Source organism: Anaerotaenia torta, assembly GCF_050433395.1.
GTDB classification, from domain to species: domain Bacteria; phylum Bacillota; class Clostridia; order Lachnospirales; family Lachnospiraceae; genus Mobilitalea; species Mobilitalea torta.
In genome coordinates this window covers 114,724-131,690 of record NZ_JBNPXH010000009.1, presented here as the reverse complement: position 1 = coordinate 131,690, position 16,967 = coordinate 114,724, and the positions used below count along the sequence as shown (strand labels likewise).

The window sequence follows — 16,967 nt, the reverse complement described above, 5'->3', positions numbered from 1 at the left end:
GAATTAGTGAGAAACCGAAACAGGAAAGGAGGGCCGGAGGATGGAGAAGAAACCAATATTGAAGGTGGAAGGCCTTGGCGTCAGCTTTTCCCAGTATACCCGGGGACTGAGGCGGAGTGAGATGAGGGCCATCACCAATCTGGATATTGACTTATATGAAGGGGAGATCCTTGCGGTCGTAGGCTCAAGCGGTTCCGGCAAAAGTCTCCTGGCCCACGCCATCCTGGGAATACTCCCGGAAAATGCGGTTGCAGAGGGACGGATTTATTACCGGGACCGGCTGTTGACGGAAAAGGACAGGAAGCATCTGCGGGGAAGGGAAATTGTCCTGATTCCCCAGTCGGTGAACTATCTTGATCCCCTGATGAAGGTGAAGAAGCAGATCGGAATCTCCCTCCGGGACGCAGAGCTCCTGCAGAAGGGAAGCTCTCATCACAAGGAAGGTCTCATAAGAAGTATTTTGAACCGGTACGGGCTTGGGGATGAGGTGGAAGAGTATTATCCGCACCAGCTCTCGGGAGGAATGGCGAGAAAGGTGCTTCTGAGCACGGCATTGGCCTCGGACAGCCGGGTAGTGATTGCGGATGAACCGACGCCCGGATTGGACGCCAGGGCTCTGGACGAGGCTCTGAAGGATTTCAGGGAACTGGCAGACAGCAATAAGGCGGTGCTGATGATAACCCACGATATTAATGCGGCATTAAGAATTGCTGACAGGATATCCATATTCTACGCGGGAAGCACTCTGGAAACCGCCGGAGCCGGGGACTTTGAAGGAAATGGAGAGAGTCTCCGCCATCCGTACACAAGAGCGCTTCTGCACGCCCTGCCTGACAGGGAGTTTAGGGCGGTGGAAGGAAGCCAGCCTCTTCCGGGAGAGGTACCCTCCGGCTGCAGCTTTTATGAAAGGTGCGGGAGAAGAAGGGAGCACTGCAGGAAAGCAGTACCGGAATGGAGGGAGCTGCGGGGAGGAAAGGTAAGGTGTCATGATGCGACTTAAAGCCCGGGGAATCTGTTTTGGCTATAACAGCCAACAGCCTGTTCTTACTAAGGTTGATTTCAGTCTTGAGAGCGGAGAAATTGTGGGAATCTTCGCCCCAAGCGGCTTCGGTAAAACTACTCTGGCTAAAATTCTTGCGGGATATCTTGTGCCGGAGGCGGGAAGTGTGACAATAGAGGGAGCGCAGGATTGGAACGGGAAGGGATACCATCCGGTGCAGCTGGTTTTTCAGCATCCGGAAAAAGCAGTGAACCCAAAGTGGAAAATGAGAAAGGTTATGAACGAAGCGGCAGAGCCGTCCGGAGAACTGATGGAAGCCATGGGGATTAAGGAAAGCTGGCTGGATCGGTGGCCGGCGGAGCTCTCCGGCGGTGAGCTCCAGCGTTTTTGCGTTCTTCGGGTGCTTAACGAGAGAACAAAGTTCCTGATCGCGGATGAGATGACTTCCATGTTGGATGCGGTGACTCAGGTGCAGATATGGGATACCGTGCTGAAGTATGCCGGGGAGCACAGCATGGGCGTGGCGGTAATCAGTCATGACAGGATTTTGTTAGAACGGATTTGTGACCGGATTGTAGAATTATAAAATCAGCATTAATCAAGGGAAGCAGTGGGCACCGGTCCAGGGCTTCCCGTTTTGATTCAGGGGCATAAGCCGGCCTGTGACTGTGAGATTCGCAGGATGAATAGACATTTATACAATTTTCGATTATAATAATAGCAAGATGAAAAATTGAACATAAGAAAGGAGGATGGATGTATGAAGGAAAGTAAGGACAGCTATTCCCCTGTGATATATGAGGCCATGCTAGAGGGCTATACATTGCTGGAGCTTATAAAAAATGCGGAAGGCGAACCCATTGATTATAAGATTCTGGAGGTTAACAGGCAATTTACCATCAATACCGGTTTACCTCGCAGTAAAATGATAGGGAAGACCATCCGTCAGGTATTCCTTGCAGTGGATGAGAATTGGGAGCAGTTCCTAAAAAACATGCCTCATTCAGAAGCTCCGGTACAGTTTGAATTTCTTTTCGAAGCGGTGGATAAATGCTTTTTCTTCAGCGCTTTTAATCCTTCCGAGAACAGGACAGTACTCTTTTCCACAGAGATAACGCTGCAAAAGAAAGCGGATGAAGCATTCAGGATACATGAGATTTTATTTGAAAATGCTCACGATATTATTTTATATATCAAGGATGACGGGCATATCGTCAATGCCAATAAGCGTGCCTGTGATGAGTACGGCTATACCAGGGAACAGCTGATGTCCATGACAATACAGGATATCCGCCATCCTTTCACCAACCACGAATTTGAACAGCAGATGGAGCTGGCGGATGAAGAGGGAGTGGTATTTGAATGTACCCATATGCGCAGTGACGGTTCCTCCTTCCCCGTAGAGGTCAGCGCAAAAAGTACCTATACGGAAAGAGGGCATTTCCGTATACATATTATTCGAAATATTACGCAGCGCAAGCAGAATGAGGAAAAGATCGCATGGCTTGCCAGACACGATGCCCTGACAGGAATATCCAACCGCGCAAGCTTTATTATGTTCCTGGAGGAAGAAATTCAGAGGTCCCGGCGCAGCGGAACCGGATTTGCAGTTATGATGTTTGATATTGATAAATTTAAGAGCATCAATGACCGGTACGGACACGAGGCCGGGGATCATGTGCTTCGCTGGGTAGCGGATAAGGTACGGCAGATCCTCCGGGATACGGACCGGATCGGACGACTGGGCGGGGATGAATTTGTAGTACTGCAGGCGGGAGTCCAGGATGAGAGCGATATGGCGGCCTTGGCTAAGCGGATACAAGCCTCTGTGAGCGGGACTGTGATGTATAAGGACATACCGATCCATGTCACCATCAGTATCGGTATCAGCCGGTACCCCAAACATGCGTCGGAGACAAACGGCCTGCTGCTCTGTGCCGATAAGGCGATGTATAAGGTGAAGCATAGGGGCGGAGGAGGCTATTGCCTGTATCAGATGGAGTAGGCAGCACCACAGGAAGCATAACTGCCGGAAAGGATGCTGCAGAATGTTTTGTTCCGATTGCAGATCATAAGGCTTCAATTCTAGCTGGGAGATAATAGATGCTCCCAGTTATTTTTTTGATAATGATGGAAATGGGATTGACATATATAGATCGTCGATATATACTTACATACATAGATGATCTATATATAAAGGAGGGCAATCTATAATGATTGATAAGAGCTTGATTGCAGGCAGTACGACGACGCTTATTCTAAAATTGCTGGAAGAACAGGATATGTATGGGTATCAGATGATTGAGGCTCTGGCGGAGAAATCCGATGATACCTTTCATCTGAAAGCCGGCACCCTGTATCCTATCCTGCATGGTCTGGAGAAGGAGGGCATGGTGGATGCCTACGAAGAGAAGGCGGACGGAGCTAAATTGCGGAAATATTACCATCTGACGTCCCGGGGAAGACGGCTTCTGGAGGAAAAGCAGCAGGAGTGGAAGGCTTATACCGGAGCTGTTAATAAGGTGCTGAACGGAGGTGCGGGCATTGCAGTCATTGGATGAAATCAAAAGTTACAGTGCAGCCGTCTGTGAACAGATCAGATGGAAGAAAGCCCGCCCCGGCATAGCCCGGGAGCTGGAGGATCATATATGTGACCAACGGGATTATTATCTTGCGGAAGGAGAAGAAGAAGACCTTGCAACCCGGAAGGCGGTTCTCCAGATGGGGGATGCGGTCAGTGTCGGGCTTGAGATGGATAAGATATACAGGCCGAAGCCTCAATGGGTGCTGCTTTTGCTGACAGCAGCCTTAATCGTGATAGGAAGTGCGGCAAGATATTTTCTTTCTGTACAGAACCCCTTCGGAATAGTGTCAAGGAACTCAGATTTTGTTCCAACCGTAATAGCAATAGGGATACTTCTGACTGCTTATTTTCTGGATTTTACAGCTTTAGCTAAACATCCGGGCTTATGCTATTTTCTTACCTTATTTATGGGCATAGCCGGTTTGATTCTGAGGAGCCAGGTGAATGGAAGGAGATGGTGGATCTCAATTGCCGGTTTTTCCTTCAGCCTGCCGTACCTGGCCTTGATCTTTCCCCTGGTATATGCCTTGATAATTTATGCGATGCGCAACAGAGGCCGTCTGGGAATCCTGCAATGCGCAATCGCATATATTCCCTTTGCAGTAATATTGTTATTGCTTCCGACTGCCACCGGTTTTGCGATTTATACCTTTTCTGCATGGATTTTACTCTTCCTGGCAATGAGAAAAGGCTGGTTTGGATGCAGCAGACGGCAGAGCCAGTTTCTTGGCGCCGCTCTTACGGCAGCCTTGGTACTCTGCCTGCTGGCGATGCTGCTTGAGCCCTACCGCTTTGAACGGCTCAGAATACTGATCAATCCGGATGCACATCTGCATGGGTACATGACGGTCATGGTGCGTGATCTGATGTCCGGTTCCGCATTCTCAGGCAGCGGAACGATACCCCGGCAATATGGCGACAGCCTGCTGTCCGGACCCTTGTTTGATACGGATCTCATGCTTACGGCGCTGACCCATAGCTATGGCTGGATTGTATTTGCAGGTATTGTGCTTTTATTTATTGTGTTTTCCGCTTTGGGCTTCCTGTATGCCTCCAGACAGAAAAGCATGCTGGGGACGCTGGTGTCCCTGTCCATCCTGCTTATTTTCGCAGGCCAGACGGTTGTCTATGTTGCGGCTAATCTGGGCTATGGCCTCTTAACCGCAATGTCCCTGCCCCTGGTATCCTACGGAAAAGCATCCCTGTTTTTGAATGCCGCCCTGATCGGTATCATGCTTTCTGTATTTCGGTCCGGAGATTTGATCCGGGATGGAGGAGAGACCGATAGGAAGAGCAGGCAGATCGTTAAAATGGAAGACGGAAAGCTGGTTATTAATTTAAGAGGATGAATGGGATTGGGATTTTTCTGGGATATCCAACCGGGCAAGCTTCATCATGTTCCTGGAGGAAGAAGCCCGGAGGTCCCGGTGCAGCGGAACCGGATTTGCAGTTATTGTAACCGTTCAGAAGGGGGACGGGGGTATGTTCTCCTCCCGTATCCCTTCTGAACGGTTACAATAAATTTAAGAGCATCAACGGCCGCAATTTTATTCTTCATCATCAATGTATTCAAACAAATCCCCCGGTTGACAATTTAATGCTTTACAAATGGCTTCAAGCGTACTAAGTTTCACAGCAGAGATTTTACCGTTTTTTAAGTTGGATAGATTTGCCAATGTTATCCCTACATGCTTTGAAAGCTCATTGAGCGACATCTTACGGTCAGCCATCATACGATCTAAACGAATGATAATTGGCATTGTATTCCCCCCTCACACCGTTGTATCGTATGCCCCTTGTAATATGCAGCCATAACGAAAAATCTCTGCCAACACAAGCAAACACAGCATAAAAATAGCGTTATCGGGCAGTATAGTTAATCTTTCGATTAAAACTGGTTGAAGTCCTGCCTGCTCAGCAATTATCCTGTGGTGTTGGGCTGCAAAATAGCCAATAAACATAAAAATATAACTTTGTGCAAATAAAAGAAGGGCAGCATAGCGTATACGTTTTACATTCTTATGTATAAATGGCGTATCATCGCCAATTGAACGCACGATACTGCGAAACAACCAGACCAAAGATAGTCTCAAAATATTGATTCCAACGAAGGTAAGAGCTCTTGCCTGAAAGGGTAATGGAAATTGAGAAAGTGTGCCATTGTTGATAACAAACCCACTGCCGGAGCTAATATTAAGGGTAAATACGGTACTCCCCTCGTTAATGAAAAGAAAAACTGTCATGCCAATGCAAAACACAACACCAATCCAAAATCCAATATCAATCACTATTTTCAGTAGATGATAGGACTTTAACTTTTGAATTTCATTCATGTTGGATACCTCCTTTTTTTTATTATGATATCATGTGATTTATCGTATGTCAATAAATATTGTATGTAATATAATAAATATTTATCTTGTAATTGAAACCATCACTAACCACCATTTAATAGTAAAGCAATTTAAATGGCAAGAAATTTGAAAAAACGCTTGTTGGGGCTGATCCGTGGTGGAGCACCATATCCCCTGCAATATCACCCTCTGAACCAATGTCAGTTAGTTAAGCGAGGTTCTCTCCACCAGGTCACTTTTGCGCTAACCGTCTGAGTGCATCTTGTAAAGCAGAGCGCTCTGAACGCACGAAGGTAAGGCAAGCAAAAGTGACCTGGTGGAGAGAACCTCGCTTAACTAACTGACATTGACGTCTGAACTGTAACCCGTGAGGCCGAGAAGATCGGGTTTTTGACAAGATGGGCTTGAAATAAGTCGAAATAAGCTGATATAATAGAATACACGGCATCACAATCTGGTGAACGGATTATCCGGCCATGCTGACCGAAAGCAGTGGTCATAGCAAGCACTGGAAAAATAGGGGAGGAGAATGCAGATGGAAGGAGCATACTCCCCATTTTGTCAATTTCTCCTTAGGCATATGATGAGCTGGAGATACCGTATCAGGATATGGATGAGAAAGGATAGGAATATTATGATCTGGAAAGATAAGTATGAGCTGGGCGTTACCATTGTGGATGAGCAGCACAAGGAACTGTTCCGGAGGGTAGAAGCATTTATGCAGGTACTGCGCTCCGCTGCATCCTGGGAAGAAAAGGTGCAGCATGTCAATGAGACCCTGGACTTCATGAAATTGTATGTGGTAGAGCATTTTCGGGATGAGGAGGAATACCAGCTGAGAATTGGTTATCCGAGGTACAAGCAGCATAAGCAGATTCATACCGATATGGTGAACTATGTCCTGCAGTTTACAGAGGATTATACCAACAGCGGCTACAGCGAGAGGCTGGCGCAGCAGTTTGCAGGAAAGCTTCTGGCCTGGCTGATCAATCATGTTGCCACGGAGGATCAGCAGATTGCGATTTATGCAATTGAAAAGGGGGTGGCAAAGGATGTCAAATAATCTGCAAGAATTATTTTTAAAGGCGACCTTTAATGTATTTCAGATGATGCTTGATATTTCCGATGTCACAGACCGCCCCGCAGATAGCTTCCAGCATGATGATAATACAGATATATCCATAGAGGTAACAGGGGATCTTGTGGGAGAGGTGATCTATCATTTTCCGGATCCCACATCGCTTAAGATGGTTAATATTATGAGCGGTATGGAGATGGATTCCGTGGATGAGTTCGTGACCTCTGCTATTGCGGAGATAGCCAATATCATCAGCGGCAATGTCCTCACCCTGCTGGCGGAAAATGATCTTAATTGTGATATCCTTCCTCCTGTACTTCGTAAGGCGGATGAGGATAAGGAGTATGTAATATGTACCGCATGCTGTATCACCACCTCCGTGGGAGATGCCTGCCTGGATATAAGACTGAACCCGGCAAAATGAATATACATTATTCCTGATTCCTTTGGTCGAATATAGAATATGGAGGGCAGCGATGAATGAGATAAAGTCAGGGGCAGTTAAATACATCGGGAAGATGATACTGCAAAGAGGATTAGGTGCGGCAGCTTTCTTTCTTGGGGCCGGTACGTGGGATGTCCCCAGGGGAATTGCCTATTTTGCTGTTTACATTGTGTCGACTGTGATTGCGTCCGTAATCCTGTACCGGCATGATGCGGAGCTGTTAAATGCGCGCAGAAAGGTTACTTCTGACACAAAAAGCTGGGATAAGGTGTTATTGCTGATATTTGTGGTGCTTGCTTTCTATGGGATCTATGCTGCGGCCGGGTTGTCCGTTCGTTTTCACAGTCCGGAAACATCCCCTGTTCTTTTCTGGATTGGTATGGCAATCATGGCGCTTACCTGTTTTCTGGCGGTATGGCCTGTGATGGAAAACAGGAATTTTGAGTCAAGCGTACGGATACAAAAAGATCGGGGACAAAAGGTATGTTCCACCGGTCCCTATGCCATCATTCGGCATCCGGGATATTCTGTTATTCTGCTGTGGTCAGTGGGAATGCCTATGATGTTCGGAATGCTTGCGGGAATGACAGCTGTTCTTATTGTCATCGTCATTGTGATAAGAACGTACCTGGAGGATACCATGCTCCAAAAGGAATTGCCGGGATATTCCGAATATACAAAGAAGGTACGTTACCGTCTGCTTCCATATATCTGGTAGGGGAAATTTCAGTAATCTGCAATAAAATTAGCCATCTCATTATGCTGATGGCTAATTTTTATTGCAGAAATATTGGCTCTGTCTCTGGTATTTGAAGCAAATCTTTCATAAAAATCTTTGATCCTTCCCATGAATTATGACGAATATTGTGCAGAAAGGAATTCTCGAACGCGTCCAAGGAAGCGGATGGTAAGAGATTACCACCAGCAACGGCGGAAGGGACAGTAGGTGGTAGAAGATGTGCAGGGTGTGGTGGTGCAGTGGGTAGTAGTGTAAGGGGCAGAGTTACAGTACCTGCAGGTATAGCGCCTGTTGAAGAACGGCGAGGGATTACAGCGTCTGCAGGTGTAGTATGTGGTAGTGCAGCGAGTGGTGGTGCAACGTGTGGTAGTACAGCGTGTAGTGGTGGTGCAGCGTGTAGTAGTGGTGCAAGGTGTGGAAGTAGTGCAGCGTGTGGTAGTGGTGCAAGGTGTGGAAGTAGTGCAGCGTGTAGTGGTGGTGCAAGGCGTGGAAGTGGTGCAGCGTGTCGTGGTAGTAGTACAAGGTGTAGAAGTAGTGCAGCGTGTGGTGGTAGTACAAGGTGTCGAGGTAGTACAGCGTGTAGTAGTGGTGCAATATGTGGTGGTAGTGCAAGGTGTCGAGGTAGTGCAGCGCGTCGTAGTAGTGGTGCAAGGTGTGGAAGTGGTGCAGCGTGTGGTAGTAGTGCAAGGCGTGGAAGTGGTGCAGCGTGTGGTGGTAGTGCAAGGTGTCGAGGTGGTGCAGCGTGTAGTAGTAGTGCAGTATGTGGTGGTAGTGGTACATGGTGTGGAAGTGGTACAGCGGGTGGTGGTAGTGGTGCAAGGGGTTGAGGTAGTGCAGTGTGTGGTAGTAGTGCATGGTGTAGTGGTAGTACAGCGGGTCGTGGTGACGGGAGGGCAAGGACACGGCCGGGAAGGGAGACAGCACCGGATTCGAGGAAGGACTCCTTCGAACAGACAGTTATAAAGTTCCGTCCGCTTCAGCCCTGTGGCTTCTGCCTGAGCGCTTTTGGCTATCACGCCTCCCAGCAGTCTGCTTCCTTTGACTCTAACCTCCGCATGGGGAGCTAAAATGGTGCCGGGGAAGCTGGTATTGGAAATATCAACGCGCTCTGCTTCATAGAAGTTCCATAAAATGAGTTTACTATCAGCGGCGTCGCTAATTCTTCCGCTCATGATATCCTTGGAAGAGAATGGAGACAGCAGAGACAGCCGAGGCGGAACAACGGTGCTGCGAAGTACAGTCAGATGATCGAAGGAAGCGGTATTGCCGGGTACGTTGATTAAGCATGTTGATCCGTGAGGGGCAATAATGGTCAGACTGCGCAGATTGCCGCAGGAAGGCGCTGTGCAGCCGATGAATCCGGAGCTGTTTCCCTCCGGAAGGTGGAATACATTCGTGGATCTGCTCAATCCGATCATAAGGAGATGATCCCCTATGAGACGTATTTTTGTGGTAAATATAGAATTGCAGAAATTATCCCATTCTCTTGATACGCATTCCAGATATTGAAAGGTTTCATCAAAATTAACCGGCAGAACGTCGGAACGTACCGGCTGAAGCTGAGGATTGGCATTTTCGTAAGATACATCCTTGGCGTGGTAGGAGGTATGGGGCAGCATAACGGTATTGCCGCTGTAATTTATTCCCGTATGCCAGGTGATATTCCCTCCTGCAATAAGGGTTGAATCTGTGCCGTGGAGGGGACAGGAAACATGAGGGTGCTGGCATAGTTCCTTTCCAAGGGTAAGATCCGCCAGCAGGGCATCCGTTCCAATCGCTGCCCTTCCTCCGATATCACTCTGTTTAAACTCCGCCCCAAATCTGGTAAACAGATTATACTCTGCAGCCTGGAAGAGGGGTGAGCGGCTTTTTATCATTTTCTTCTTAGATAATAAACTCATGTGATCACTCCATTTATTGATTAATAAGAGCATTCGGGCGGGGTGTTCCTGTATGGAAGCCCAAAGGAACAGTTTTACGGGAAAGCTCTATATATTATTATCATATGCAGAGACTGTAGATAGGTGTCGAAACAATAGGAATATGCAGGCATAAGAAATAAAAAAAGGTAAGGGTTCCGTCTGCGGCAGGGAGGGGAGTATGATGCTCCCTCACACACAGGATGGAAGACATATGACTGGATTTGTATGTCACAACCGTACAGGTGTGTTCGTCTGTGCCATACAAATCCAGTGACATTTCTTCCATACAGTGCATTATGGGAGCATCATACTCCCCTCCCTGCCGCAGACGGAACCCTATTTTTTATGCATAGGCGTATTTTTTATAGCATAAGGTATAAAAAAGCAGCCCTTGAGAAGGAGGAGAAGGTGAAGGTAGGAATATTAACAATGTTCGGCGGTCTGGCGACGATCTACTCCCTGGTTAACGTGGTTGCCGAGCATATCAGAATGCTGCTGGAGGCGGGAATTGAGGTCAAGCTGCTGGTGTGCGAGGACCTGCCTGATTCCGAGAAGCACGGTATCTACCTGGATCCGAGGATAGAATGGGCAAAGGTATGCAACCGGTATAGGGGAGAACAGATTCATTGGAGGGATTACAGCTCACCGGATACACCAATTCACCCGGAGCTGCTGGAGGAAGCGGCGGCGGTAGGGGCGGATCTGACAGAAAAGCTTAAGGATGTAACGGTCTGCATGATGCATGATATCCATTATCAGGGCTGGCATCTGCTCCATAATATTGCGGTGCGGTATGCTGCCGAGAGACTGCCCCGGCTTAAATTTATTGCGGTAACCCACTCCCTGCCGGACGAATCCGGATACGGCAGGGACATACCATGGCCTCACTCGGCCAGATACAGCCCTATGAGAAATACCATCTATACCTATCCGACGGAATGCGGACTGCCCTCCCTTGCCCGGCAGTATCATGTTAAGCTGAAAAGATGCAGGGTGCTGAACAATACCCTGGATTTAATGGGGCATATGAGCGCTCAGGTTCAGGAGCTTCACAGCAGGACGGATCTGATCTCGCCGGATCTGCTCATTATCTATCCGGCCAGGTTTACCATCGGCAAAAAATTTGAAAAGGTGGCAATGCTGGGCGGAGCCATTAAAAAGGTAAGCGGATACAGCGTTAAGATCATTTTCTGTGAATTTGAGGCGATGGATACGGATATGCAGGATTACAAGAGGTATGTGGCAGAAGCAGGGACAGCAAGCGGGCTGGACCGGGAGGATATGGTATTCATCAGTGATTACGGCTATCCCATGGGACTGACCAGAGATTCGGTGCTGGATCTGTTCTCCCTGTCCAATCTCTTCATCTGCCCTTCCGTTTCAGAATCCTTTGGTTTAACCGCTCTGGAGGCGGCGGCCATGGGAAATTATCTGGTTCTGAATGAATGTGTTCCGGCCCTGAAGGAGCTGGGCGACACGCTGCAGGCTTACTTTATGCGCTGGGACGCCAGCAATTTTGGCTTCTATACCACGGAAACCTATCATCCCAGCGAACAGGCTTATTATGAGGAGCATGGACAGCGAATCATAGAAGAAATGCTGAAAAACCCCGTGGTTCAGGCAAGAATGCAGGCAAGGAAACGCTACAGTCCCCGGTGGGTATTCGAGCATCAGCTGAAAAAACTTCTTTGATAGACAATATTCCCCTATATTCGATAATATATGACACCGATTGAAAAAGGTGTCATATATTATTATGAAGGCAAACTGAATTTAAAAATAATGGTTGGTCTGAATAAGGAATATAGAGGTGAGAGAATGAAAGAAAATTGTGTTTTGCAGAATTCAAAACAGGAGGAGACAGGATCCAGGGTGGATCCCGCAAATCCTGCAACCATCCCCAGATTTGTAGACCGTCTGCCAATTCCGCAGAAGGCGGAGCCCCTTTCCCCGTATGAAGCCGGATGCGGAGGAAGCCCCTTCTACCATATTAAAATGTTGGAAGCAAAGCATTGCTTCCATAGATATTTTCCGCTGACTACTATCTGGGGCTACAACGGCACTTATCCGGGGCCGACCATAGAGGTAAGGAAGGACACCAGCATCCGGGTAAAATGGGAGAATAGATTACCCTTAAGACATATCCTCCCGGTGGATCATACCCTTCACGGAGCGGCAGATGGACCAGATGTCAGAACGGTGGTCCATCTTCACGGCGCCAAGGTGAAGGACGACAGTGACGGACATCCGGAAGCCTGGTTTACGAGGGATAATAAATACACCGGGCCGAGCTATACCCGGGAGATATATGAATATACCAACCATCAGGCCGGAGCGACCCTGTGGTATCACGACCATGCCATGGGGATTACAAGACTGAATGTCTATGCGGGGCTGGCGGGGTTCTATTTGATCCGGGATGCCCTGGAGGCCAGGCTCCAGCTGCCGGAGGGACCTTTTGAAATACCCGTTCTGATACAGGATAAGCAGTTTAACAGTGACGGTTCCCTGTTCTATCCCGATAACGCCGCGCCTCCCGTGGAGCATCCGGTGCCGTCCACACCCTCTTTCTTCCTGGGCAATACCGTTGCAGTCAATGGAAAGCTCTGGCCATACCTGGAGGTTGAGCCGCGCAGATACCGGTTCCGGATACTCAATGGGTCCAATCTGCGGCCCTATGAGCTGAGATTAAGCAATGGGCAGGTTTTTCATCAGATTGGGACGGATTTGGGAATGATGCACCATACGGAGGAAATCGATTCCTTTATTTTGGAGCCGGCTGAACGGATTGATCTGATTATTGATTTTTCAAATTGTAAGGGAGAGACAATCCTCCTGAGAAACACGGATCAGGGAGCAGCCGGTACGGAGATGGAGGAGATACTGCAATTCAGAGTGGGCGAGTTCTTATCAGAACCGGATTACAGCCAGATTCCCATGGAGCTTATGCCTCATCACGGAAGCATTCGGCCGGAGCTGGCAGCCAGAGAGCGCACGCTGCATCTGGATGAAACAACGGATGCTTATGGAAGAGTTCTGCATCTGCTGAACGGATTGGGCTGGGATGCACCTGCAACGGAGAAGCCAAAGCTGGATACCATTGAGATCTGGCATCTGGTGAATCATTTTGCCTTTCCTCATCCGGTTCATCTCCATCTGGTACACTTTGACATACTGGGCAGGAAGACGTTCTCCGAAGAGGATTTTGATCCGGAGGGAAATTATAGATTCGACAGGGAGAAATTAACACCTCCGCTGCCCTATGAAAGAGGACCGAAGGATGTGGTAAGAGCAGAGCCCGGGCAGGTGGTATCCATTATTATGCATTTTAAGGAGCATAAGGGGAATTATGTGTGGCACTGCCACATCCTGGAGCATGAGGATCATGATATGATGAGGCCGCTGGTCATAGTTTAAAAAGTATAAGGATCAAAGGGAAAAAGGTCAAATTGACAACAAGGTCAAAGTAGATTATCATAAAACTCAATACTGCTTGCAGAGACCGGGCGGCGAAAGGGATAACCGCCGTTTGGAAAAAAACAGATAGAAAAGGGGAATAAGTATGAGGGAGTATCTTGAGCGCATTCATAAGGTGATTGAAGAGGGAGAGTATAAGGACAATTGGGATTCCTTGTCCGGGTACCGGGTTCCGGACTGGTACCGGAGATTAAAGTTCGGGATTTTTATCCACTGGGGCATCTATTCGGTGCCGGCCTTTGGAAGTGAGTGGTATTCCAGAAACATGTATATCCAGGGGAGCCCGGAATTTGAGCATCATGTAAAGACTTACGGAGAGCATAAGAATTTTGGTTATAAGGATTTGATTCCTCTGTTTCAGGCGGAGTATTTTGATCCGGAGGAATGGGCTCGATTGTTTCAGGATGCGGGGGCGAGATATGTGATTCCGGTTGGGGAGCATCATGACGGCTTCCAGATGTACCGGAGCGAATTATCCCATTGGAATGCCTATGAGATGGGGCCGAAGAGAAATATTCTGGGAGAATTGAAAGAAGCTGCAGGCCGCCATGGATTAATCTTCGGCACTTCCTCCCACCGGGTGGAGCATTGGTTCTTCATGGGCCATGGGAAGGAATTTGACAGTGATATAAAAGAGCCTTTGAAACGCGGGGACTTTTATTGGCCGGCAATGCCCGAACCAAAGAACCATCATGATCTCTTTAACAATGTGCCGTCCCAGGAATTTCTGGAGGATTGGCTGGTGCGCTGCTGTGAAATTGTAGATCAGTACAGGCCGAAGATTATTTATTTTGACTGGTGGATTCAGCACAGCGCAGTAAAGCCCTATTTGAAGAAATTTGCCGCCTATTATTACAACCGGGCCAGGGAGTGGGGCGAAGAGGTGGTAATTAATTATAAGCATGACGCCTTCCAGTTCGGCTGTGCGGTTGTGGATATTGAGCGGGGACAGTTTGCACAGGCAAAGCCTTACTACTGGCAGACGGATACTTCTGTGGCCCGCAATTCCTGGTGCTATACAGAGAATAATAACTATAAATCCTCCAGGGAGATCCTCTGCGACCTGGTGGATATTGTGAGCAAGAACGGCACCCTCCTGCTTAATATCGGACCCAAGAGCGACGGAACCATTCCGGAGGAGGATAAGAGAATTCTGCAGGAGATCGGAGCATGGCTCAAGGTGAATGGGGAGGCGATTTATGATACTTCTGTCTGGAGGAGTTCCGGGGAAGGGCCGACACAGATTGAGGAGGGTCAGTTTGCAGATGGCAGCGCCAAGAACTTTACCAGTGAGGATATCCGGTTTACAGTGAAGGGAAGCAGTCTGTATGCTACGGTGCTCCGGTTCCCGGAGGACGGCAGGCTTCAGATACGATCTCTGGGAGAGAAGGACGCATCCAGATTGCCGCATTTTCACGGAATTATACGGGAGGTATCCATCCTGGGCTATGAGGGAGAATTAGATTGGAGCAGAGGAGAAGAGGCCTTGACGATTCTAGCCCCCGGTATTAAGACAGAGTATCCGGTGGTGTGCAAGGTAACCATTGATTAGACTGCGGGAAGCAGGGAGAGGAGGGCAGGCGTTTCAGTGCCGTTACCTTTGACGCAATCGCCTATGTCACGGAAAGGCTGATGGAAACGGGATATCCGCTTATTCTCGAGGGGAATTTTGTGTTGGGCGGATATAGGAAGGCAAGGGAAGCGGGTATATTGAAGTCCTTGATTGATAAATATAATTATCAATCGCTTACCTATATATTTTGGGGAGACACCCATGTTCTTTGCGACCGGTTTAATGAAAGGGAGAAGCTTCCCGAACGGGGACAGGCAAATCGGGTATTTGAGGAACTTACATATGATTATTTTGATAAAAACATCCCTCCCTTCGGAGATTTTACCGTTGGCGGGGAGATCATTAAGATTGACACAACAGACTTTGAGAAGGTTGATTTCGAGAGTCATATTGAAAGGGCGCGTTTGTTTATCAAAGACGCTCCTGTTCCTGCGGATAAGGGCGGTAGTTGATCAACAGGGGGGAGTCACATCCCCCCTGTTGGCTGTTAATAAGCTGCGGCCATCAGTACAAGTCTAACAGCAGGTATTCCAGGATTCATAAATAGCCTCCGCCAGGGCATCCAGATCCGGCTCCTGCTCTGCCTTAAGAGAAGAACGTACATCCATGGGAGCTCCGACCAGCTCCATTGTGTTCATGGCCTCCACCTGCTCCTTCATGGCTTTCATTGCGGCGCTGGCCCAGGAATGGTTGCCGATGATGGATACCTTCCGGTTCTTCAAGCCAAGAACCGCGATATCCTTAAGCAGGGTATCCATAACAAAATACAGATGCATATTATAAGTGGGTGAACCGATGACCATATGGCTGTATTTCCACAGATCGGAAATGATATAGGAAGAGTGGGTCTTGGAGACATCATACATCTTCATATCACGGATTCCGCGCTGTGCCAGCTTGTTGGCCAGGGCGTTCATCACATTCTCGGTATTGCCGTACATGGAAGCATAGACCAGTACAACTCCCTTTTTCTCCGGCTCATAACGGCTCCATTTATCATATTTATCAAGGATAAACGGGATATCCGGCTTACGCCAGATCAGTCCGTGGAGAGCGCAGATCATGTTGATATCAAGGCCGGCCAGCTTCTTGAACAGTGCCTGCACCTGGGAGCCATAGCGGCCCACGATGTTGGAATAATACCGTCTGGCTTCATCCATATCTTTTTCATCTACTTCATCGGAAAAGATATTGCCGGCAAAAGCTCCGAAGGAGCCGAAGGCATCTGCCGAGAACAGGATTCCCTGGCTTACCTCGTAGGTCACCATCACTTCGGGCCAGTGAACCATGGGAGCCATATAGAAGCGAAGGGTGGTGCCGCCCAGTACGATCTCTTCCCCCTCCTTAACCTCCTGATAATTTGCCTTCAGATCCATCTTATAGAACTGCTCGATGAATTGAAAGGTCTTCTTGTTGCCGATAATCTTAACCTGCGGATAGCGTCTGGCAATCTCTTCAATATTGGCGCAATGATCCGGTTCCATGTGATTCACTACCAGATAGTCCAGAGTTCTGCCCCCCAGCACATGAATTACATTCTCAATATACAGATCACTGATGGAACGGTCAACCGTATCAATTAACGCGGTTTTATCATCCATAATGAGATAGGAATTATAGGCTACTCCATTCGGAAGGGGAAACATATTTTCAAACAGCTCAAGACGCCTGTCGCTGCCGCCGACCCAAAACACCTTGGGTGATATTTCTCGAACACAATACATAGTATAACCTCCTGACATTATATCGTTAGCATAAGACGGGTCCTCCGCCCGGCTTAAAGCTGCAATCACTG

17 protein-coding genes and 1 pseudogene are annotated in these 16,967 nt (G+C 48.2%); 13 read left to right on the top strand and 5 right to left on the bottom strand.

Features of this window, described 5'->3' with window-relative positions; translation table 11 throughout:
* The first annotated feature begins 40 nt into the window (after positions 1-40).
* The 5 genes from HNQ56_RS15400 to HNQ56_RS15380 all read left to right on the top strand — a co-directional run bounded on the left by HNQ56_RS15400 (position 41) and on the right by HNQ56_RS15380 (position 4,933).
* Complete coding sequence (locus HNQ56_RS15400) at positions 41-1,000, top strand: ABC transporter ATP-binding protein (RefSeq protein WP_429148025.1); 960 nt, start codon at positions 41-43, stop codon at positions 998-1,000.
* Entirely contained in the window at positions 987-1,586 is a 600-nt protein-coding gene (locus HNQ56_RS15395) for an ABC transporter ATP-binding protein (RefSeq protein ID WP_429148022.1), read from the top strand. The genes HNQ56_RS15400 and HNQ56_RS15395 overlap by 14 nt, the downstream gene beginning before the upstream one ends.
* 174 nt (positions 1,587-1,760) lie before the next feature.
* The gene (locus HNQ56_RS15390; RefSeq protein ID WP_429148019.1) at positions 1,761-3,005 is read left to right on the top strand and encodes a diguanylate cyclase domain-containing protein; all 1,245 of its coding nucleotides are present in this window, start codon (positions 1,761-1,763) and stop codon (positions 3,003-3,005) included.
* 208 nt (positions 3,006-3,213) lie between these two features.
* Positions 3,214-3,561: a PadR family transcriptional regulator gene (locus HNQ56_RS15385; protein ID WP_429148016.1), complete on the top strand. Its 348-nt coding sequence runs from the start codon at positions 3,214-3,216 to the stop codon at positions 3,559-3,561.
* Positions 3,545-4,933 carry an FtsW/RodA/SpoVE family cell cycle protein gene (locus HNQ56_RS15380; RefSeq protein ID WP_429148013.1) on the top strand — a complete coding sequence of 463 codons (1,389 nt, stop codon included), beginning with the start codon at positions 3,545-3,547 and terminating at the stop codon, positions 4,931-4,933. Before HNQ56_RS15385 ends, HNQ56_RS15380 begins: the two co-directional genes overlap by 17 nt.
* Positions 4,934-5,131: 198 nt before the next feature.
* Here the strand turns inward: HNQ56_RS15380 and HNQ56_RS15375 are convergent, their stop codons facing one another.
* Positions 5,132-5,344: a helix-turn-helix domain-containing protein gene (locus HNQ56_RS15375; protein WP_429148011.1), complete on the bottom strand. Its 213-nt coding sequence runs from the start codon at positions 5,342-5,344 to the stop codon at positions 5,132-5,134.
* A 12-nt stretch (positions 5,345-5,356) separates the two neighbouring features.
* A complete protein-coding gene (locus tag HNQ56_RS15370) occupies positions 5,357-5,917 on the bottom strand; it encodes a DUF2975 domain-containing protein (RefSeq protein WP_429148008.1) in 561 nt (186 codons plus the stop codon).
* A gap of 655 nt (positions 5,918-6,572) precedes the next feature.
* Between HNQ56_RS15370 and HNQ56_RS15365 the strand changes: the two genes are divergently transcribed.
* From HNQ56_RS15365 to HNQ56_RS15355, 3 genes are read left to right on the top strand one after another with little or no spacing between them, the layout of a single operon-like run.
* The gene (locus tag HNQ56_RS15365) at positions 6,573-7,001 is read left to right on the top strand and encodes a bacteriohemerythrin (RefSeq protein WP_429148005.1); all 429 of its coding nucleotides are present in this window, start codon (positions 6,573-6,575) and stop codon (positions 6,999-7,001) included.
* Complete coding sequence (locus HNQ56_RS15360) at positions 6,991-7,440, top strand: chemotaxis protein CheX (protein WP_429148003.1); 450 nt, start codon at positions 6,991-6,993, stop codon at positions 7,438-7,440. The genes HNQ56_RS15365 and HNQ56_RS15360 overlap by 11 nt, the downstream gene beginning before the upstream one ends.
* A 52-nt stretch (positions 7,441-7,492) precedes the next feature.
* The gene (locus tag HNQ56_RS15355; RefSeq protein WP_429148000.1) at positions 7,493-8,179 is read left to right on the top strand and encodes a methyltransferase family protein; all 687 of its coding nucleotides are present in this window, start codon (positions 7,493-7,495) and stop codon (positions 8,177-8,179) included.
* Between the two features lie 330 nt (positions 8,180-8,509).
* On the opposite strand, the gene HNQ56_RS15350 is transcribed toward HNQ56_RS15355, so the two are convergent.
* A complete protein-coding gene (locus tag HNQ56_RS15350) occupies positions 8,510-8,722 on the bottom strand; it encodes a hypothetical protein (protein WP_429148337.1) in 213 nt (70 codons plus the stop codon).
* Here HNQ56_RS15350 and HNQ56_RS15345 point away from each other — a divergent pair.
* Positions 8,708-9,163 carry a hypothetical protein gene (locus tag HNQ56_RS15345; protein WP_429148335.1) on the top strand — a complete coding sequence of 152 codons (456 nt, stop codon included), beginning with the start codon at positions 8,708-8,710 and terminating at the stop codon, positions 9,161-9,163. The two genes, HNQ56_RS15350 and HNQ56_RS15345, sit on opposite strands and share 15 nt — an antisense overlap.
* Positions 9,164-9,204: 41 nt before the next feature.
* On the opposite strand, the pseudogene HNQ56_RS15340 reads toward HNQ56_RS15345, so the two are convergent.
* Positions 9,205-10,077: pseudogene (locus HNQ56_RS15340) on the bottom strand (choice-of-anchor A family protein); the annotation flags it as partial.
* Between the two features lie 453 nt (positions 10,078-10,530).
* On the opposite strand from HNQ56_RS15340, the gene HNQ56_RS15335 reads away from it, so the two are divergent.
* The 4 genes from HNQ56_RS15335 (at position 10,531) to HNQ56_RS15320 (ending at position 15,624) form a co-directional block, all read left to right on the top strand.
* A complete protein-coding gene (locus HNQ56_RS15335; protein ID WP_429147998.1) occupies positions 10,531-11,814 on the top strand; it encodes a glycosyltransferase family protein in 1,284 nt (427 codons plus the stop codon).
* Between the two features lie 126 nt (positions 11,815-11,940).
* The gene (locus HNQ56_RS15330; RefSeq protein WP_429147996.1) at positions 11,941-13,539 is read left to right on the top strand and encodes a multicopper oxidase family protein; all 1,599 of its coding nucleotides are present in this window, start codon (positions 11,941-11,943) and stop codon (positions 13,537-13,539) included.
* Between the two features lie 145 nt (positions 13,540-13,684).
* On the top strand, positions 13,685-15,151 hold the full coding sequence (locus HNQ56_RS15325) for an alpha-L-fucosidase (RefSeq protein WP_429147993.1): 1,467 nt from the start codon (positions 13,685-13,687) through the stop codon (positions 15,149-15,151).
* 122 nt (positions 15,152-15,273) lie between these two features.
* Entirely contained in the window at positions 15,274-15,624 is a 351-nt protein-coding gene (locus tag HNQ56_RS15320) for a hypothetical protein (RefSeq protein ID WP_429147991.1), read from the top strand.
* 63 nt (positions 15,625-15,687) lie between these two features.
* Here the strand turns inward: HNQ56_RS15320 and HNQ56_RS15315 are convergent, their stop codons facing one another.
* Positions 15,688-16,896: an FprA family A-type flavoprotein gene (locus tag HNQ56_RS15315; protein ID WP_429147988.1), complete on the bottom strand. Its 1,209-nt coding sequence runs from the start codon at positions 16,894-16,896 to the stop codon at positions 15,688-15,690.
* Positions 16,897-16,967: the final 71 nt, after the last annotated feature.